At 64.9% G+C, this 16,856-nt stretch carries 17 protein-coding genes, 1 tRNA gene and 1 pseudogene; 11 read left to right on the top strand and 8 right to left on the bottom strand.

Translation table 11 applies throughout. The annotated features are described in order from the left end of the window. Positions 1 to 15 precede the first annotated feature (15 nt). Entirely contained in the window at positions 16 to 450 is a 435-nt protein-coding gene (locus MYCSM_RS19560; protein WP_015307892.1) for a MarR family winged helix-turn-helix transcriptional regulator, read from the bottom strand. A 106-nt stretch (positions 451 to 556) separates the two neighbouring features. Between MYCSM_RS19560 and MYCSM_RS19555 the strand changes: the two genes are divergently transcribed. Together MYCSM_RS19555 and MYCSM_RS19550 are read left to right on the top strand one after the other, a co-directional pair. Next, positions 557 to 2,596, top strand: a complete 2,040-nt coding sequence (locus tag MYCSM_RS19555; RefSeq protein ID WP_041312427.1) for an ATP-binding cassette domain-containing protein — start codon at positions 557 to 559, stop codon at positions 2,594 to 2,596. After that, positions 2,593 to 3,426: an energy-coupling factor transporter transmembrane component T family protein gene (locus tag MYCSM_RS19550; RefSeq protein ID WP_015307890.1), complete on the top strand. Its 834-nt coding sequence runs from the start codon at positions 2,593 to 2,595 to the stop codon at positions 3,424 to 3,426. The genes MYCSM_RS19555 and MYCSM_RS19550 overlap by 4 nt, the downstream gene beginning before the upstream one ends. A gap of 61 nt (positions 3,427 to 3,487) precedes the next feature. Here MYCSM_RS19550 and MYCSM_RS19545 read toward each other — a convergent pair whose 3' ends face one another. From MYCSM_RS19545 to MYCSM_RS19535, 3 genes are read right to left on the bottom strand one after another with little or no spacing between them, the layout of a single operon-like run. Then, positions 3,488 to 4,804: an ABC transporter substrate-binding protein gene (locus MYCSM_RS19545; protein ID WP_041314465.1), complete on the bottom strand. Its 1,317-nt coding sequence runs from the start codon at positions 4,802 to 4,804 to the stop codon at positions 3,488 to 3,490. Next, the gene (locus MYCSM_RS19540) at positions 4,804 to 5,631 is read right to left on the bottom strand and encodes a carbohydrate ABC transporter permease (protein WP_015307888.1); all 828 of its coding nucleotides are present in this window, start codon (positions 5,629 to 5,631) and stop codon (positions 4,804 to 4,806) included. Before MYCSM_RS19540 ends, MYCSM_RS19545 begins: the two co-directional genes overlap by 1 nt. Further along, positions 5,618 to 6,490: a carbohydrate ABC transporter permease gene (locus MYCSM_RS19535; protein ID WP_015307887.1), complete on the bottom strand. Its 873-nt coding sequence runs from the start codon at positions 6,488 to 6,490 to the stop codon at positions 5,618 to 5,620. The genes MYCSM_RS19540 and MYCSM_RS19535 overlap by 14 nt, the downstream gene beginning before the upstream one ends. A gap of 45 nt (positions 6,491 to 6,535) precedes the next feature. Between MYCSM_RS19535 and MYCSM_RS19530 the strand changes: the two genes are divergently transcribed. The 7 genes and pseudogenes from MYCSM_RS19530 (at position 6,536) to MYCSM_RS19500 (ending at position 12,113) form a co-directional block, all read left to right on the top strand. Next, on the top strand, positions 6,536 to 8,053 hold the full coding sequence (locus MYCSM_RS19530; RefSeq protein ID WP_015307886.1) for a TldD/PmbA family protein: 1,518 nt from the start codon (positions 6,536 to 6,538) through the stop codon (positions 8,051 to 8,053). Next, positions 8,050 to 9,423: a metallopeptidase TldD-related protein gene (locus tag MYCSM_RS19525; RefSeq protein WP_015307885.1), complete on the top strand. Its 1,374-nt coding sequence runs from the start codon at positions 8,050 to 8,052 to the stop codon at positions 9,421 to 9,423. The genes MYCSM_RS19530 and MYCSM_RS19525 overlap by 4 nt, the downstream gene beginning before the upstream one ends. 7 nt (positions 9,424 to 9,430) lie before the next feature. Beyond that, complete coding sequence (locus MYCSM_RS19520; protein ID WP_015307884.1) at positions 9,431 to 10,273, top strand: carboxymuconolactone decarboxylase family protein; 843 nt, start codon at positions 9,431 to 9,433, stop codon at positions 10,271 to 10,273. A 325-nt stretch (positions 10,274 to 10,598) separates the two neighbouring features. Beyond that, the gene (locus tag MYCSM_RS37280) at positions 10,599 to 10,898 is read left to right on the top strand and encodes a hypothetical protein (RefSeq protein WP_015307883.1); all 300 of its coding nucleotides are present in this window, start codon (positions 10,599 to 10,601) and stop codon (positions 10,896 to 10,898) included. 275 nt (positions 10,899 to 11,173) lie between these two features. After that, the gene (locus MYCSM_RS19510) at positions 11,174 to 11,395 is read left to right on the top strand and encodes a hypothetical protein (protein ID WP_041312424.1); all 222 of its coding nucleotides are present in this window, start codon (positions 11,174 to 11,176) and stop codon (positions 11,393 to 11,395) included. A 335-nt stretch (positions 11,396 to 11,730) separates the two neighbouring features. Beyond that, positions 11,731 to 11,925: pseudogene (locus MYCSM_RS19505) on the top strand (tyrosine-type recombinase/integrase); the annotation flags it as partial. 114 nt (positions 11,926 to 12,039) lie between these two features. Beyond that, positions 12,040 to 12,113 (top strand) — tRNA-Ile (locus MYCSM_RS19500). Between the two features lie 43 nt (positions 12,114 to 12,156). Here MYCSM_RS19500 and MYCSM_RS38325 read toward each other — a convergent pair. From MYCSM_RS38325 to MYCSM_RS19480, 4 genes are all read right to left on the bottom strand, one after another. Beyond that, positions 12,157 to 12,513 carry a tyrosine-type recombinase/integrase gene (locus tag MYCSM_RS38325; protein ID WP_232425629.1) on the bottom strand — a complete coding sequence of 119 codons (357 nt, stop codon included), beginning with the start codon at positions 12,511 to 12,513 and terminating at the stop codon, positions 12,157 to 12,159. Positions 12,514 to 12,544: 31 nt separating this feature from the next. Then, positions 12,545 to 13,333: a tyrosine-type recombinase/integrase gene (locus MYCSM_RS38320; protein ID WP_232425628.1), complete on the bottom strand. Its 789-nt coding sequence runs from the start codon at positions 13,331 to 13,333 to the stop codon at positions 12,545 to 12,547. A 74-nt stretch (positions 13,334 to 13,407) separates the two neighbouring features. Beyond that, positions 13,408 to 13,614 carry a helix-turn-helix transcriptional regulator gene (locus tag MYCSM_RS19485; protein ID WP_015307882.1) on the bottom strand — a complete coding sequence of 69 codons (207 nt, stop codon included), beginning with the start codon at positions 13,612 to 13,614 and terminating at the stop codon, positions 13,408 to 13,410. A gap of 195 nt (positions 13,615 to 13,809) precedes the next feature. Next, positions 13,810 to 15,129, bottom strand: coding sequence for an adenylate/guanylate cyclase domain-containing protein (locus MYCSM_RS19480; RefSeq protein ID WP_015307881.1), 1,320 nt, complete (start codon positions 15,127 to 15,129; stop codon positions 13,810 to 13,812). Positions 15,130 to 15,444: 315 nt separating this feature from the next. On the opposite strand from MYCSM_RS19480, the gene MYCSM_RS19475 reads away from it, so the two are divergent. Together MYCSM_RS19475 and MYCSM_RS19470 are read left to right on the top strand one after the other, a co-directional pair. Further along, complete coding sequence (locus MYCSM_RS19475) at positions 15,445 to 15,963, top strand: type IV toxin-antitoxin system AbiEi family antitoxin domain-containing protein (RefSeq protein WP_442928503.1); 519 nt, start codon at positions 15,445 to 15,447, stop codon at positions 15,961 to 15,963. After that, positions 15,953 to 16,717, top strand: a complete 765-nt coding sequence (locus MYCSM_RS19470) for a nucleotidyl transferase AbiEii/AbiGii toxin family protein (protein ID WP_015307879.1) — start codon at positions 15,953 to 15,955, stop codon at positions 16,715 to 16,717. The genes MYCSM_RS19475 and MYCSM_RS19470 overlap by 11 nt, the downstream gene beginning before the upstream one ends. Positions 16,718 to 16,856 lie beyond the last annotated feature (139 nt).

The following is a 16,856-nucleotide window of genomic DNA, read 5'->3' as shown; positions in this document are numbered from 1 at the left end:
TCTCCTTTTCGGTTGTTACTTGGTGGGGGCGGGGGCGGCCTCGAGGAGGAGGTTCCGCATGACGCGCACGGCGTCGCTGAGGGTTTGGCGATCAGCGGCGTCGAGCCGCTCCAGGTACGGGTCGATGGCCGCGCCACGGTCGACGCGCACTTGCCGAAGCGTGTCGACCCCCTTGGGGGTAATGCGAATCAGTACCGCCCGCGCGTCGTCGGGGTCGACGGTGCGCGATACCAGGCCCGCGTCTTCAAGCCGGCGAACCTGGGTGGTCATCGTCGGCTGCGAGCAATGGTCGAGCGCGGCCAGGTCGGATATCCGGGCCGCGCCTTGATCCTCGATCGTGGACAGCAGCCGCGCTTGGGCGAATCCAAGTGGCATGCGGACCCGCTGCGTGGCCAGCCGGTTGATCCGGGCCACCACCGCCAGCAGATCGGCTCCGAGCGGCGAGGTCATCAGACCATGATTACATAGGTTTACTATGCGTTTCAAACGCTGCGCAGTGTGGCCGCTCACAGCGTGGTCGTCAGGGCACTGCGCCGGCGGCTGGCAGAATCGAGAAATGACCGCGACCGAGCCCACGGCCTCTCGACGGGCCGGCTCGCTTCAACCGGTCGAACTAGCCCAAGCCTCGGTGATGGCAGCACTATGCGCGGCCACCGCGATCATCGCCGTCGTCGTTCCATTCGCGGCCGGTGTCTCCTTGCTCGGCACCGTCCCGATGGGCCTGCTCGCGTATCGGTATCGGCTTCGCGTGTTGATCGCAGCGACCGTGGCAGGCGCCGTCATCGCTTTTCTCATCGCCGGGATGGGCGGCTTCATGACCGTGGTCAACTGCGCATACATCGGCGGGCTGACCGGGATCGTCAAGCGGCGCGGGCGGGGCATCTTCACGGTGTTCTGTGCGGCGGTCATCGCGGGCTCCCTGTTCGGTGTCGTCACGGTGACGGCGCTGGCGATCCTCGCGCGCCTGCGCCACCTGCTCTTCGATTCCGTGACCGCCAACATCAACGGGCTCGCCGCGATCCTCGCCCGCATTCCTGACATGGAGCCGGCAGCCGAGAGGCTCAAGCACGACTTCGCGACAGCGCTGCACTACTGGCCGTTCCTGTTCTTCGGTTCGTCGGTGCTGTCCATCGTCTCCGTCACGCTCATCGGCTGGTGGGCGTTGTCGCGGGTGATGGCGCGGCTGCTCGGGATTCCGGATGTGCACAAGCTCGAGTCGTCGACCGACACCGGACCGATCGCACCGGTGCCGACGCGGCTGCACGACGTCCGGTTCCGCTATCCCAAGGCCGACCACGACGCTCTGGGCCCGGTCTCGCTGAGCGTGGACCCTGGCGAGCACGTAGCGGTGACCGGCGCGAACGGCTCTGGCAAGACCACGCTGATGTTGATGCTTGCCGGCCGCGAACCCACCTCGGGGACGATCGAGCGTTCGGGCGCCGTCGGCCTCGGCAAGCTCGGCGGCACCGCGGTGATCATGCAGCACCCGGAGAGCCAGGTGCTTGGTACCCGCGTTGCCGACGACGTGGTGTGGGGATTGCCGCCGGGCAAGACCATCGACGTGCATCAGTTGCTGAGCGAGGTCGGGCTCGACGGTCTGGCCGAGCGAGACACCGGCGGTCTGTCGGGTGGCGAACTGCAGCGCCTCGCGGTGGCAGCGGCGTTGGCGCGGGAGCCGTCGCTGTTGATCGCCGACGAGGTGACCAGCATGGTCGACCAGGATGGGCGCGACGGGTTGATGTCGGTGTTGTCCGGTCTGACCCAACATCACCGGATGTCGCTGGTGCACATCACGCACTACAACAGCGAAGCCGATGCCGCCGACCGCGTGATCAACCTGACCGGAAACGGCGCGGCCGACAACACCGCGATGGTGGAGACCGCCGCCGCGCCGTCGGCTACCATGCCCGTCGCGCATGACGCCGACAAGGCCGTCCTCGAACTCAACGGCGTCGGACACGAATACGCCAGCGGAACACCTTGGGCGACAACGGCTCTGCGCGACATCAACTTCGTCGTCCACGAGGGCGACGGCTTGCTCATCCACGGTCTGAATGGATCGGGCAAGTCGACGCTGGCGTGGATCATGGCAGGACTGACGGTTCCGACGATGGGCGATTGTCTGCTGGATGGTAAGCCCGTTTCCGACCAGGTCGGCGCGGTGGCGATCTCGTTCCAGGCGGCCAGGCTGCAGCTGATGCGTAGCCGCGTCGACCTGGAAGTGGCGTCGGCTGCCGGCTTTTCGCACCGCGATCACGACCGCGTGGTGGCCGCGCTGGGCACGGTGGGCCTTGATCCTGGACTGGCCAAGCGGCGCATCGACCAGCTCAGCGGCGGCCAGATGCGCCGGGTCGTGCTTGCCGGACTGCTTGCCCGCTCACCGCGGGCGCTCATCCTCGACGAACCGCTGGCCGGCCTGGACGCGGCGAGTCAGCGTGGCCTGTTGCGGCTGTTGGAAGAGCTGCGCCGCACTGCGGGTCTGACGGTTGTCGTTATCTCCCATGATTTTTCGGGCCTCGAGGACCTGTGCCCCCGCACTCTGCATCTGCACAATGGCCAGTTGGCGGCCCCGACGACCGCCGGAGGAATGTCATGACTGCACCAGCCACGAGTCGGCAGCGCGCGCCCGTCGTCCTGTTGCGGCCGGTGCCGGGCGACACCGTTATCCATCGGCTCTGGGCAGGAACGAAACTCATCGCGGTCGCGGGGATCGGCGTGCTGTTGACCTTCTATCCTGGCTGGGTGCCGATCGGCCTGGTGGCCGCCCTGATCCTGACTACGGCGTGGCTGGCGGGCATCCAGCGCGGCACGCTGCCGTCGATACCGCGGTGGCTCTGGGTATTCCTCTTCATCGGCGGGGCCACGGCGGCGTTCGCCGGTGGCAGCCCCGTCATCGACCTCGGCTCGGTACACCTCGCGCTGGGCGGGGTACTGACTTTCCTGCGCATCACCGCGGTGTCGATCGTGTTACTCGGGCTGGGCGCAATGGTGTCGTGGACCACCAATGTCGCCGAAATCGCGCCCGCCGTGGCGACATTGGGCAAGCCGCTGCGCCCGCTGCGGGTACCGGTTGACGACTGGGCGGTGGCGTTGGCGTTGGCGTTGCGGGCTTTTCCGATGTTGATCGACGAATTCCGCGTGCTCTACGCAGCGCGCAGACTCCGGCCGAAAATGGTGCCCACCACGCGGCGACAGCGCCGGAAGCGGTGGGCGCTTGAGGTCGTCGACATTCTCGCGGCCGGCATCACCGTGGCGCTGCGACGCGCCGACGAAATGGGTGACGCGATCACCGCGCGCGGCGGCGCCGGCCAGATCTCCGCCGCGCCGACGGGGCCGAAACGCGCCGACTGGGTGGCGCTTTCGATCGTTGTCGTCGTGTGCGCGGTAGCGCTGACACTCGAACTAACGGTCTTGGGCACGCTCTAGCGTCGGTTCACTCTGCGTTGACGGCGTGGGCTACTCGCACTTTTGCGCCCTCTACGCAGAGTCAACGTTCTGCCGCGGCATTGGCCGCTTTTTGCGCCTCGGCGAGGCTGGTCGACACGTCGGCACGGCCAAGAAACATCTCGTCGAAATACGGTTTCAGCGCATCGAATCCCGCGGCGAACCCCGCGCCGCCGGGAGCAGGGATGCGAGGTCCGTTGAGCACCTTGAAGAATGGGCTGACGTCGACGCCGCGTGACGCCCAATACTTGTTGTAGACCGGCTGCGCTGCGAGCACTGCGGGGATCGCGGAGCCCTTGGAGCCGAGGTATTCGTTGCCGCGCCGACTACCCATCCACGCGAGCACCTGCCGCACCGCATCGGGATGCTTGCTGGCCGAATTGCCCGCGGCGGCAATGCCGTTGGTGACGCTGACGCGGCCCTTCGGCCCCGACGGCAACATGGCCACGCCCCACCGAAACGGCGCCTGGTTCGCAACAGCGGCCAAGTTGTACGTGCCGGACTGGAATAGCGCCATCCGCCCCTGCAAGAACTGATTTCGGGAAAAGTCGCCGTTGTCATTGGTATCGGACGCGGGCGGCGCAACGTGATCGGAGTTGATCAGCCGCACCAAGTATTCGAATGCCGCAGCCGCCTGCGGGTTATCGAACGCAAACCGGTCACCGTTGGAGAACACTCCACCCACCGACCCGATGTAGTTGAGGTAGATGCCCTGTAGGTCGTTAGCTGCGTTGTAGCCCCACTGGCGGATCCGCGTCGCATCGAAACCCGGTGTGCCCGCGGTTCGCCCGTCGATGTCTAACGTCAACCGGCCCAGCAGCGACCTCAGTGTGTCGTCGCCATCGGGTGACCAGTGCAGCGCCGGCAGCTCTTTCAGTTGCACGCCGGCGGCGTCCAAGAGATCGGCGTTGAAGTACAACGCGATGCCGGCATCGGTCAGCTGCGGCACCCCCCACAAAACACCGTCGCGGGTGAACTGATCGACCACCGAGCGGTCCCACGCCTGAGAGGCGTTGACACGCATCAGCCTGCCGCTGTCGGCGTATCTAGAGAAGTAGGCGTTCGACAGCCAGAAGATGTCGTCGGCGCTGCCGCCGGCCACATCGGTCCGCAGGGTGTCGAAGTAGCTCGAATAGGCGACAACGTTGACGTGCACCTCGATGTCGGGATGCTCGCGGGTGAACTCTGCGAACGACTCGCGATACGCCGCGGCGACCTGTTCATCCCACAACCGCATCGTCACCACGGTGCGTCCGGCACCTTCGTCAGTTTGCCCGAGCAGCAACGCTACGACGAGCAGTACGGCCATCGTTACCGCGACCCCCGCGGCCACGAGTGTGGAAACCCTTGGGCGCATCATCATTTCAGCCCCGTCACTACGATCGAGCGGACGATGTGGCGGCCCAGCGCCACGAACAGCACGATCAGCGGCACGATCGCCACAGTCGTCGCGGCCATCACCAAGGTCCACTGCGCGTTGTAGCGCGACTGCAGGCCGGCGGTCGCGACGGTCAGCACTTGCCATTTGCTTCCGCTGGTGATGACCAACGGCCACATGAAATTGTTCCATTGACTGACACAGGTGATCAGCGCCAGCGTCAACAGAAGGGGCCGGCTCGCAGGCACCACGACGTGCACGATGATGTCGAGGGTGTTGGCCCCGTCGATGCGGGCGGCGTTGATCAGGTCGGCTGGGATGGTGCGGAAGTACTCCCGCAACAGGAAGATCGCATACGGCGAGCCGAACATGAACGGCAACACCAACGCCCAGAACGTATTCCGGAGCCCGGCCTCGGCCATCATCAGATATAGCGGAACGACCATCACCGTGGCCGGCACCATCAGCGTCGCGATGTAGACCCAGAACAGCGCGTCGCGGCCCGGAAAGTACAGCCGGGCAAAGGCATACGCCGCCAGCACCGAAAACGTCATCTGCCCGAGCAGGATGACGGTGGTCATCAACGCAGTGACAAGTATGGCCCGCCCGAATCCTGCCTCGCCGAGCCCGGTGTAGTTCTCCAGCGTCGGCGGGTTCGGCCACGACAGCGGTGAAACCGTGTTGAACTGTCGCGCCGACGTGAACGACGTCAGCAGCCCGAACACGAACGGCACCAACGTGATCGCCGCTCCGATAGCCAACCCGGCGTAGGTGACGGCGCCCGAGACCGCGCGGCTAGCTGAGGTCATAGGTGATCCGCCGCCGAAAGTACAGATGCTGGAGGATCGTCACGCCGACCAGCAGCACGAACAGCACCACCGCCATCACCGCTGCGCGGCCGACCGCCGCCGCGCCGAACGCCTCGGCGTAGATCCGGTGGGCCACCAAATCGGTGCGGCCTTGCGGGCCGCCGCGCGTCAACGCGTACACCGTGTCGAACACCTGAGCGGCGCTGATGATGCCCGTGACCGTGACGAAGAACAGCGTCGGCCGCAGCATCGGCAGCGTGATGCGGCGAAACCGCTGCCATGCGGTGGCGCCGTCGGTGCGGGCCGCATTATGGATGTCCGCCGGGATGTTGAGGATGCCGGCCAAGAAGAACAGTGTCACGTAGCCGACGTTGGTCCAGACGACGATGGCGGATACGACAGGCAGCGCGAGGCTGGGATCGGTCAGCCACTCGATCTGGTGGCCGAGCAGGGTACTGACCGCACCGTCGGTGGGCGCCAGGATCCACCGCCACAGCACGGCGATCGCCAACGGCGCGCAGATCCACGGCAGCACATACAACGTGCGGAAAAACCCGGAGCCGGGCAGCCCGCGGGCCAACATCGCCGCCGCGAGCAGTCCGAGCACCGTCTGTGCGGGCACCACGATCGCGATGAACGCGAGCGTCACGAGCAGCGAGGTCCGAAATGACGAGTCGGTCAGCACCGACTGCCAATTGTCCAGTCCGACATAGCGAATGGGGCCGAGCAGATCCCAGCGGTGCAGGCTCAGCCACAGCACCACCAGCATTGGCAACAGCAGGAACGTGACCACGCCGAACAGGCTGGGTGCCAGGAGCGCGTAACCCAATGCCGTCGATCGGACACGGTTAGCTGCCACCGAGCCATTAAAGCGCCAGCTGTGGGCTGGCACTACGGTAGTGGCGTGACAGCCGCGCGCCGCGTCGATGACGACTTCCTCGCGTTGCCGAGGCACCAGCTCGCCGACGCCGCGTTGTCCGCCGCGATGGCCGCCGGAGCTAGCTACGCCGACCTGCGTATTCACGGCATCACCACGGAGATCGTCCAGCTGCGTGACGGTGAGCTGGAGACGGCGGTCGTCAACCACGAGATCGGGCTGGCGGTGCGGGTCATCGTCAACGGCACATGGGGCTTCGCCTCGCACGCCGAACTGGATCCGGGTGTCGCGGCCGAGACCGCCGGTCGCGCGGTGCACGTGGCGAGGACGCTGGCGCCGCTGAACGCCGAGACCATCGAGCTCGCCACCGAACCGGTCTACTCCGACGTCACCTGGGTATCGGATTATCAGGTTGACCCGTTCGCCGTCGGCGTCCCCGACAAGATCGCGGTGCTGGGCGAGCACTCGGGTCGGCTGCTCGCCGCCGATGGCGTCGACCACGTGTCGTCGGTGTGGTATGCGGCCAAGGAGCAGACGTTCTACGCCGACACATTCGGCTCGTCGACCACCCAACAGCGGGTCCGCGTGCAGCCGACGCTGGAGGCGATCACCGTCGATGCCGCTGCGGGCACGTTCGATTCGATGCGCACGCTGGCGCCGCCGACAGCCCGCGGCTGGGAGTACGTCGGCGGCGATGAAATCTGGAACTGGACCGACGAGCTGGCGCAGTTGCCGTCGCTGCTTGCCGAGAAGGCCAAGGCGCCGACGGTGACCGCCGGACCGACCGATTTGGTGATCGACCCGTCCAACCTGTGGCTGACCATTCACGAATCGATCGGCCATGCCACTGAATATGACAGGGCGATCGGCTACGAAGCCGCCTATGCCGGCACATCGTTCGCCACCCCGGACAAGCTCGGCACCATGCGCTACGGCTCGCCGGTGATGAACATCACCGCCGATCGGACCGTCGAATACGGTCTGGCCACAATAGGTTTCGATGACGAGGGCGTGCGGACACAAAGCTGGGATCTGGTGCGCGACGGCATCTTCGTCGGCTATCAGCTGGACCGGGTGTTCGCGCCGCGTCTGGGGCTGCCACGGTCCAACGGCTGCTCGTATGCCGATTCGCCGCACCACGTCCCGATTCAGCGGATGGCCAACGTGTCGCTGCAGCCGGCGGCCGACGATGTGACGACCGAGGATTTGATCGCCCGCGTCGAGGACGGCATCTACATCGTCGGTGACAAGAGCTGGTCAATCGATATGCAGCGGTACAACTTTCAGTTCACTGGGCAGCGGTTCTTCCGGATCCGCGACGGCCGCCTCGACGGCCAGGTGCGCGACGTCGCGTATCAGGCAACCACCACGGACTTCTGGGGCGCGATGGAAGCCGTTGGCGGGCCATCGACTTGGCGACTCGGTGGTGCGTTCAACTGCGGCAAGGCGCAGCCGGGTCAGGTGGCCGCGGTCAGCCATGGTTGCCCGTCGGCGTTGTTCCGCGGCATCAATGTGCTCAACACAGTTGCGGAGGCCCGTCGATGATCGGCCCACAGCAGGTCGTAGATACTGCGCTGGCCGAGGCGGGGCGGCTGGGTAGGGCCGACGAGACGATCGTGCTCGTCACCGATCGCGCCGACGCGGCGCTGCGCTGGGCCGGCAATTCGATGACCACCAACGGCGAGTCGATCAGCCGAACCACCACCGTGATTTCGATTGTGCGCAAGGGGGATACGGCTCATGTGGGCTCGGTGCGATCCAGCGACGTGGACCCCGGCTCGATTGCGCACGTGGTCGCGGCGTCGCAGCAGACCGCGGTCTCGGCGCCGGAGGCCCGCGACAGTGCGCCGGCGTTGACGGGCACTGACGTACCTGTGGACTGGGATGCGCCGGTGCCGGGGACGGGTGCGCATGTGTTCTCCGGGCTTGCGGGCCCTCTGGCGCAGGGCTTTCGGCGTGCTGACCGGCTGTATGGGTATGCGCGGCACATCGTGGAGACGACGTTCGTCGCCACCTCTGGAGGGTTGCGGCGGCGCTACACGCAGCCGACGGGCTCGGTCGAGATCAATGCCAAGCGTGACGGTGCCAGCGCGTGGGCGGGTGTCAGCACACCGGATTTTGTTGATGTGCCGGTTTATTCGCTGCTCGATCAGTTGTCGACGCAACTGGGCTGGGCCAAGCGGACGGTCGAGCTGCCCGCGGGGCGGTGCGAGACGATCATGCCGCCGTCGACGGTGGCGGACATGATGATCTACCTGGCGTGGTCGATGGACGGCCGGGGTGCGCAGGAGGGGCGCACGGCGTTGTCGGCGCCCGGCGGTGGCACGCGAGTGGGGGAGAAGCTGACCGACCTGCCGTTGACGTTGTACTCGGACCCGGCCGCGACCGGGTTGGAGTGCACGCCGTTCGTCGCCGTGCCGAGTTCGTCGGAGCGGGCGTCAGTGTTCGACAACGGCATGGACATCGGGCGCGTGGATTGGGTGCGCGACGGTACGGTGAACGCATTGGCATATCCGCGAGCGGCGGCCTTGGAGTTTGGGACGCCGGTGGCGGTGCCCGCCGACAACCTGCTGATGACGGGTGGGTCGGCGAGCTTGGCGGACATGATCGCGAGCACTGAGCGAGGACTGCTGCTGACCACGCTGTGGTACATCCGCACAGTCGATCCGACGGTGCTATTGCTGACGGGCCTGACGCGCGATGGTGTGTATCTGATCGAGGACGGAGAGGTGACCGCGGCCGTCAACAACTTCCGCTTCAACGAAAGCCCGCTGGACCTGCTGCGCCGCGCCACCGAAGCGGGTGTCAGCGAGGTGACACTGCCCCGCGAATGGGGCGATTGGGCCACGCGGGCCGCGATGCCGTCGCTGCGGATCCCTGACTTTCACATGTCGTCGGTGAGCCAGGCGCAATAATCCATTCGTGGCTGACGAAGGAATTCCCGGGCGGCTGGCCGGCTTGGTGGCGATGTCATCGGGCGATACCCGGCTCGACACGTTGATCCGGCTGACGTGCGGCAGAGCGTTGTCGTTGCCGCCCCTGCCGACGGAAGTCGACTTGATTGACGGGACATCCGAGAACGAAGCGGTGGTGGTGGCGTTCGCCGAGCAGTTCACGGTCGACGTGTCGGGCATCGGCGAAAACCAGCGCGCGCGATTTGTTTCGGCGTTGGGCAAGAACGCATTTCGAGTCGTGGTCACAATTTTCATCGCCGACTTCGTGCCGCGGGTATGGGCGGGTCTTGGCGCGCTGGGTATGGGTAAGCCAGGCAACGGAGGAATACCGGATTGGGATCACGACACTGATCCGATCGGGGCGCTGCTGGGTGACTTCGCACCGGCGGTGGCGCGGTTGCGGGCGCTGGATCCGGTGACCACGGAGGTGGTGCGGTTGCGTGGCGCCGCGCAGCACAACTGCCGGCTGTGCAAGTCGCGGCGGGAGGGCAACGCGTTGGACGCCGGAGGATCGGAGTCGTTGTACGGCGACATCGAGAGCTTCGAGACGTCGTCGCGGTTGTCGGATCGGCAGAAGGCGGCGCTGCGGTTTGTGGACGCGTTGATCTGGACTCCGTCGCGCATTCCGCGGGAGGTGGTGGCTGGGGTGCGCGAGCACTTCACCGAGGACGAGGCGTTCGAGCTGACACTCGACGTCATGCGCAACGCGTGCAACAAGATCATGGTGGCGCTGGGGGCGGATGCGCCGCAGGTGTCGGAAGGGACGGAGTTGTTCCGGGTCGAGGTGGACGGGCAGGTGGTGGTCGGCTAGCGGCGGCGGGTAATTTTTGCTGGGCACTGCAACGGGTGCCCAGCACGGCTGCAGTTGTCGGATCGGGGGACTTAGTCCGAGAGCCACTTGACGCCGAATCGAACATTCAGGCCCGCGATGCGGAGGCTGCCTACCAGGCTCGATCTGCTCGTTTTCGCCGGTTCTCGCGGAGCACTTGTTGTGTAGGCGCGATTGCGCTGGTCGAGCGTCGTTGCGGAAGCGGGTGATCTTGACTGATTACGCGGGACGAAGGTTCACGTGGCCGAGGGTTAAACCCGCTTGATTCTCACAGCTAATTCTCCGCTCCGCGGAGCATGCTGGGGGTATGACTGAACCTGGACGGACTGAGTCGACAACCGCAGCAGGCGAGACCAGTGCGGCTGCCGAGCCGCCCCACGGGATGGAACGGTGGCACCGACGCGGCAGGCCGTTCCGGTTTGCCGCCATGATCATCGCCCTGGCGGGCATCGTTTTCATCATCGCCGTGATCTTCTGGAGCGGATTCGTTTTGGGTGCGTGCAGCAGCGGCCATCACGGGCACCATGGCGGCGGCGGCCGCCACGACGAGTCGATGTCGTCGCTCTATGCCCCTGAGTTGGCGTCGCAAGGCACCCTCACCGCGTAGCGCATCAGGCGTGCTCGTGCGGGTGTGCTCGTCGTCTGTGCGCTGGCGACGTCGACAAGGCGTACAAGCTCTCCGGCATCCGACACGATGTCGCTATGCGCCTGGGCGATCAAGGGTCCAGATGGCCAGACGCGTACCGAGCGATCCGCTCTCTATGGCACGGTCACCCGATGGCGGGTCAGATGGGTTGACGAAGCTGGCGGCGAGCACACGAAGGTGTTCGCGTGCAAGCGTCACGCTCAGACGTTCCTAGACATGCGGAGACGTTTGGGGTCGTGGCTGAGGACTGGTTCAAGGCGAAGGCTCATCGCAAGCCCAAGACTGTAGCCGGATATCGCTCCCCGCTCGACACCGTCGTGCTGCCGAAGTGGAAAGACGTTGCGCTCAAAGGCATTACCTACGAAAGCTATTCGCAATGGCTCGGCATGCTGGCAATCGAGGGACCGCAGAAGGGCCAGGTCTCTTTGCTAGCCGGATCACACAAGCTCACCAGCTAGTGGGCGCGGTGCTGAAGTATGCGCAACGTACTGGCAAGATCGCTAAGAATGTCGCTCTCGACATCAAGCGCAGCGAGGACCTGCCATAGCAGGCAGAGCGCGAGCGCCGGTATCTCACGCACGCGGAGCTGGTGAAGCTCGCACGGGCTACGCGACGGTTTGAGACGTTGACGCTAGTGCTGGGCTACTGCGGCGTGAGGTTCGGTGAGGCAGCAGCGCTACGGCGTAAGCATGTGTGGAGGATAGGGAGCTGACTATCCGGGCATCGGCGACGTGGGTCGACAAAAAGCAAGGCATTGTGGAATCGACACCCACGACGAAGCGGGAGCGTCATGTTCCCGCGGGAGCGCGGCGGCATCCTGCCGATAAAGGAGTACCGGCGAGCTTTCGACGAGGCTTACGCGGAGGCCGGCACAGAGGGACTGGTCCCGCACGGCTTACGGCACACGACGGCATCGCTCGCGATATCTGCGGGAGCCAACGTTAAAGTGATCGAGCGCATGCTGGGCCACGCAACGGCCGCGATGACCTCGCAGGCGTAGCGGAAGCGCTAGGCAAGGCCATCGACAGCACTGCGGTATATCGAGCAAGACGAAGCAGAGGGTAAGTTGCTAGAAGCAGTGAACTAGCTGGTAAAGCCATAAGGGGCGGTAGCTCAGTTGGTTAGAGCCGCGGACTCATAATCCGTTGGTCGCGGGTTCGAGCCCCGCCCGCCCCACGTAAGAGGCCATTTTTCAAGATCGATCTTGTCCAATCACCGTTTATTCACCGCTTTTACCGACTGTCCGGTCCAGCAGATCGGCCACCTGGGTATGGACGCGGCCGCGGGTCATGTAGCGGTCCTGCGTCATGGATACCTTCGAGTGACCTAGGTGATCGGCGCCGATTCGGGCCGAGAGGCCCTCGTCGTCGATCAGCGTGGCGACTGTCTTGCGGAAGCTGTGGGTGGTGACTTCCGGGACGCCGAGCTCGGTTCGCGCCGTGCGCCACTCCTTGCCGAAATTGTTCGGATCGCGGAGCGTGCCCGTGGTCGACGGGAAGATCACTGACTGCTCGCCGAGATACGGCAGCGAACGGCGGGTCCGGAGCATCTCGACCGCGAAGCGCGGGAGCGGCACGGTACGCCGGCCTGCAACGGACTTCGTCTCGTCAACGCGGTTGAAGGCCCTCGCCGGCCACCCTGATGACCTTCCCGCTCACCGTGAGTGTGTATGCCTCGTCGTCGTAGTCGGTCCAGCGCAGGCCGAGTAGCTCTGACCGACGCAAGCCCGTGGCGATCAAGAGCGTGACTGGATCGACGAGATCGTGACCCTGGCAGAATTTCGACGCCTGAAGCGCTTCTAGCAGTGTGCGGAGCTGCTCTGCGGTGAGGCCGACGGCGCCCTTCGGCGGAGCCTTTGACTTGAGCGGCTGGACGTCGCGCACGGGGTTGGCGCCAAGGACGTTGGCCATGACGGCAAGCTGAAGTGCGCCTCGCAGGGTTGTCTTGGCCTGGCGCGCCATTGTTGCGCCGTGTGCGGTGCGCATCGAACGAATGGCGGCGTCGATGCGAGCAGGCGACGCTTCGCCTACCCGCAAACCGCCGATGAACTTCTCCAGTTTTCCGACCGCAAATCGGTAGGTAGACAAGGTAACCGGGGAGCGGCCGTCTTCCGCTAAGCGTACGAGGTGCTGGTCGACCAATGCGGTAACGAGGGTTTCGAGGCCGACGGTTTCGGGCGCCGATGATGGTCGGCGCTGCGCCAGGGACTCGATGAGGGCGTTCTCGGCGAGCTTTCCGTACTGGTCGTAGATGCCGGGCGGACCGAGCCGCTGGACCTTGCGGGTTACACCGTCGGCATCCCTATAGCGGCACCGGGCGAGCCACAGCCCGCTACCAAGGTGAACCCGCGAGATCTTCCCGTAGGCGCCAATTCTGAGCGCTGGTCGTCCTGCCACTGGACTACCGACCCAGCGACTCTGCGGCGCACCACTCGTGCCTGGAACTAGATGCCTTCATCGGATCATGATAGTCAGGCAGTATCACGCTTGTCGTGAGCGAATTGCTTTCGTTCCCAGTCGATCACGTCGCTTAGCCGGTAACGCACATGCCTGCCGAACTTCGCGTAACGTGGCCCCGTACCCTTTGACGCCCACTCGGCGGGCGTCTTGACCGGCACACCGTAACGGTCGGCGAGCTCCTGACGAGTAATCCATTTGTCATCGGTGTAATCCTCCATGGCGGCTACTTCCCTTAGCCCGCACTTTGGACAGCGGGATATATACACCATAAGTCCGCAGGGGGACACGAACAGTCGGTAATTTTCAGGATCCCGATGCGGTGGCGCGTCGGCGAAACAAGCGCATCCGCAAGCTTTTACGTCTTAGATCGAGATTCTTCTCATGCAGTCCCAACGCCGCTACGTAAGCCTCGTCTAAGACATAACAGCGAGGAGGTGCCACTCGCCGGGAACGCCTTTGAGTTGGTGAGCGCCGCGGTCCTCGAACTCCAGTCCCGACCCGATCACCAGGTCCCGCAGGGTGCTGGAAACGAGCACCTCGCTCGGCCCGGCCAGGACGCTCACCCGTGCGCCGATATGCACTGCGATGCCCCCGATGTCGTCGCCACGGACCTCGCACTCGCCGGTATGTAAGCCGGCGCGCACCTCGACGCCGAGCGCCTGCACCGCGTCGCGAATGGCCATGGCGCTGCGGATCGCTCGCTGCGGGCCGTCGAACATCGCCAGGAAACCGTCTCCTGTTCTGTTCACCTCGCGTCCACGGAATCGGGACAGCTGCCCCCGCACGACGGCGTCGTGCGCATCAAGCAGTGCATGCCAGTCGCGATCACCCATCTCCGAAGCCCGGCGCGTCGAGTCCACGATGTCGGTGAAAAGCACCGTGGCAAGCACACGGTCGTCGGCGACTTCTGCCTGGTGGCCGGTGAGGAACTCGGCGATCTCCTGGAAGGATTCGCGCCATGGTTCGACGAAGTGGTACATGTTGCGCCCTGGTAGCTCAACGTATTTCGCGCCCTCTATGCGATCAGCGACGTTCTTGCCCCACTCAGGCGGGATCATGACGTCCTCGGTGTGCTGGAGGACGAGGGTTGGTACGTGGACGGTCGGAAGGATTGCCCGCACGTCCATTTCGGCCACGAGAGGCAGCATGTAAGCAGCGGTTCGTGGGCTTGCCGACAGACGTTCCAAATGAGCCCACGTCGCGCGGATCTCCTCGTTCCATGGCATATCCGGATTCAAGAGGTGATGGAGCTCTCCGGTGCCCCACATGGCGATCGCTTCGGAGGTTGCTTCTTCATGTGTGGGAGGTCCGCGGCGTTCAGTAAGCGGATGCGCGTAGCCCTCGATCGCGACGAGCGCGGTGGTGCGGGACGGATGTGTTGCGGCGAACACTAGCGCTCCCGTCGCCAACGCGCCGCAGCTCGCGAGGAGGACCGCTTCGTGAGTCCCAAGATCGTCGAGCACCGCAGAGATGCTGTCAGCCCATTGCTCCATCGTCGGCAGTTCGCTCGGGGCGACGGGATCGGACGCCCCGGTGCCGGGCTGGTCGAAGAAAATGAGCCGGCCCAGTGTTGTCATCGCCTCGACCCACCCCTGAATGGACGGTAGCCCCGGGAGAACCTCACAATTTGTGAACCAGTTCGGGACGAACACGATGTCCCGGGCACCTGCGCCGACCGTGCGATAGGCGACGTGCAAGTCGCCGTTCAGCGCGTAGCGCGTCTCCGACAACACGGCGAAAGTTTAAGCCGGGAGCCGGGTTGAGTATTTGGTGTCGGGCAAAGCCGTCAGCACGAGCGGAAGTACAGATCTGGAGTCCGTCAAACAGCGGTGGCAACCCCTTCGAGGGGCGACGACAGTATGCAAATCGTACTCTCTAAGGGTACGATTTGCATAATACGGAGGTGCCAAATGGATGACAGGCGTCGCAGCACACCTTTGCCGGCAAGTCTCGCGCGCCTACCGTTAGGGACCCTCCGTCCGCGAGATGCAGAAGTCGCCTACTCCCACCCGCGGGCCCAGCTCGCTCGGCTGGTCGAAAGGGGACTTTTGCGCCGAGTAGCAGACGGCTATTACGTCATCGTTCCTCAGGAGATGGTGGGCCGTCGGTGGCTGCCGAGCGTCGAAGCAACCGCAGCCGGAATCGCCTCGGCGATCTATGGCGTCGACAACGCCGTACTGATGGGTATTAGTGCCGCGCGGATCCATGGGGCCATACCGCGCGCGTTGGCAACGGCGGTCGTGGCAGTGCCAAAGCAGCACCGGCCGATAGCTCTCACAGACCGCTCTGCCGTCGTCCGGTTCGTCAAGCGCGATATCGATCGCCTTGACGCTGAACGCGTTCAGACGCCGCTGGGATCGGCGCTGGCGACTTCGCCGGAGCAGACGATTCTCGATCTGGCCCACAGGCCCTCGCTCGGCGACGCCGAAGTGGAGGTCCCGTCCGCGATCGCTGACTTGTACGGGCGCAGTGACGAAAAGCGGATCGCCGAGTTGGCGGCCGATCAGCGCCTGATGGCATCACTGCGGCGCGCTGAAGTCTGGGCCGGAGCAAAGCGTGGACGTTGACGAACGTGACGAGGTCGCCCAGCAGTTCGGCGTCGCGCCGGAGCAAGTTGAGCGCGACCACCTCATCTCCTATCTGTTGGCGTTTCTCAGCGTACGATTCGGTGATCGCATCCACTTCATCGGCGGTACTGCGCTCGCTCGCACCCATCTACCCACCGGCCGACTCAGCGAGGACATCGACCTTATCGCTGTCGACAGCCGGAAAGCCGTCGCCCAAGAGTTGGATGAAGAACTCCCGCGGGCGGTCGCGCGCAGTCACGGAAGACTGACTCTTGAGCCTGGATTCACCCGTGTGCCAGATACACGGGCAGTGATCGCCAGGACAGCCGGGGGCCTGACCGTCCAAATCCAGCTATTGTCAGCGCGCGACCGGACTGTGTGGCCATCCGAACGCCGCGTCCTCGAACAGCGCTACGACGACGCCCCACACGCAGAACTCATCGTCCCGACCCTGCCTGCCTTCGCCGCGTCAAAAACGGCGACCTGGGCAGATCGCCGGGCACCACGCGATCTCTGGGACCTCTGGGCACTCAACGGAATTAACGCGATCGACCAGATCGCGCTCGACCTGTTTCAGAGATTCGGACCCACGAACAAGCCACCCGGCCGCCAGGTGTTCCAGACGCCGCCAGCTGACGCCGAATGGCAGGCCCAGCTCGCTGGCCAAACACACCTCACTGTCAGCGCTTCAGAAGCGCTCGCCGTAGTGCGGGAAGCATGGGCGCGAACGCTCGCCGAGCATAAGCGAAAATAGCATCGCCATCTAAACCCATTCGCTCCCAACCTATCTCGTCTACAATCCATCTTGCCGTCTCCAGTCCCATTACGCCCCATTGCTATCCGTCTACAGAAACGTCCCCTCACCGGCCACCCTGGGCGTACCCGAGCCGGCC

The organism is Mycobacterium sp. JS623 (genome assembly GCF_000328565.1).
Taxonomy (GTDB): Bacteria; Actinomycetota; Actinomycetes; order Mycobacteriales; family Mycobacteriaceae; genus Mycobacterium.
This window is presented reverse-complemented; position numbering and strand designations above follow the sequence as displayed.

Bases quoted from the DNA above. Each gene is read 5' to 3' on its own strand.
- MYCSM_RS19540 (WP_015307888.1), bottom strand. From the start codon at position 5,631: ATGACCTCAGCTAGCCGCGCGGTCTCGGGCGCCGTCACCTACGCCGGG.
- MYCSM_RS19560 (WP_015307892.1), bottom strand. From the start codon at position 450: ATGACCTCGCCGCTCGGAGCCGATCTGCTGGCGGTGGTGGCCCGGATC.
- MYCSM_RS19545 (WP_041314465.1), bottom strand. From the start codon at position 4,804: ATGATGCGCCCAAGGGTTTCCACACTCGTGGCCGCGGGGGTCGCGGTA.
- MYCSM_RS19550 (WP_015307890.1), top strand. From the start codon at position 2,593: ATGACTGCACCAGCCACGAGTCGGCAGCGCGCGCCCGTCGTCCTGTTG.
- MYCSM_RS19555 (WP_041312427.1), top strand. From the start codon at position 557: ATGACCGCGACCGAGCCCACGGCCTCTCGACGGGCCGGCTCGCTTCAA.
- MYCSM_RS19525 (WP_015307885.1), top strand. From the start codon at position 8,050: ATGATCGGCCCACAGCAGGTCGTAGATACTGCGCTGGCCGAGGCGGGG.
- MYCSM_RS37280 (WP_015307883.1), top strand. From the start codon at position 10,599: ATGACTGAACCTGGACGGACTGAGTCGACAACCGCAGCAGGCGAGACC.
- MYCSM_RS19485 (WP_015307882.1), bottom strand. From the start codon at position 13,614: ATGGAGGATTACACCGATGACAAATGGATTACTCGTCAGGAGCTCGCC.